This is a genomic window from Rhodopirellula maiorica SM1, from assembly GCF_000346295.1.
Classification (GTDB): domain Bacteria; phylum Planctomycetota; class Planctomycetia; order Pirellulales; family Pirellulaceae; genus Novipirellula; species Novipirellula maiorica.
Genome location: NZ_ANOG01000520.1, coordinates 1 through 858, shown reverse-complemented (window position 1 = coordinate 858; position 858 = coordinate 1). Strand labels below are relative to the sequence as shown.

At 52.9% G+C, this 858-nt stretch carries 1 protein-coding gene; it reads right to left on the bottom strand.

Features of this window, described 5'->3' with window-relative positions; all coding sequences use genetic code 11:
- Nucleotides 1-26: 26 nt before the first annotated feature.
- Nucleotides 27-611 (bottom strand): hypothetical protein, encoded by a 585-nt coding sequence (locus tag RMSM_RS16610; RefSeq protein WP_008698548.1) that lies wholly within the window; start codon nt 609-611, stop codon nt 27-29.
- Nucleotides 612-858 lie beyond the last annotated feature (247 nt).

Here is an 858-nt window from a genome sequence, read left to right as displayed (position 1 = left end):
AAGCCGTCCTCCCGTGCATGTCATTGTTATGCGATTTGATCTGGGTAGTAAGGTTCGTATTTGGCGTCGTTCCATTCGCGCCGACCAGCAGTCGTCATGTCGATCCATATTCCAAACGGCACACCGGCAGTCGCGTTCGGTCCCTCGCCAAGCGTCGCGTAGTGTAGGTAGTCTCGTTTCACACAAAAGTTCTCAAAATCATCGGTCAAGTCGCCAACGATCTCAGATGCCGACTTGGGAGTGATTGTTTTAGTTTTAAAGGTCTGTTGAAGCGCCGAAATTGGTTCCTGACGGATCGTGATCAGTCCCCGTTGAACTAGAAGGAGAATGTCGTCCAGCATTCGACGCGGGTCAATGGAACGGTCGCCGTCGGCATAGGCGTTGTAGGCACATTCAAGAGGCTCATCTTGGTCTGCGAGCCGATCCAGCAGCAGCCATTGGCGTTTTGTGAGCAAGTCAACCTCCGTCGCATAACGACCGCCGTCACCGGGCACGGCGATTTGATTCTCAATTTGTAGCTGCGCGACGCCGTGCTCCGTGTGCAGTACGCCCAGCATGGGCGTGATCTTGTGGGGTGAAAGTCCCTTGTACTTAGTTCCGGTTTCTTTCATGGAGTCAGTATACCAAATGAAATTCTAACGAAAGAACAGTACGAGGCGAAGGCAACTGCGGGGAGGTGACAATCCGTGGGAAGGAAGCCTGCGAATGTGACCGTAAATCTGGCTAGCCGCCGAGAACAGTTCTGGTTCAACAAATACCGAACCGGACAAGCTTCAACGTTAAAAACCGTCGCCAGACACATTCACGCCAAGACCCGCCAGGTTACGTACAGAAACCCGATATGAGGCCGACGTCTAC

Excerpts from the sequence above, each read along its gene's own strand:
- RMSM_RS16610 (WP_008698548.1), bottom strand. The coding sequence starts at position 611 with ATGAAAGAAACCGGAACTAAGTACAAGGGACTTTCACCCCACAAGATC.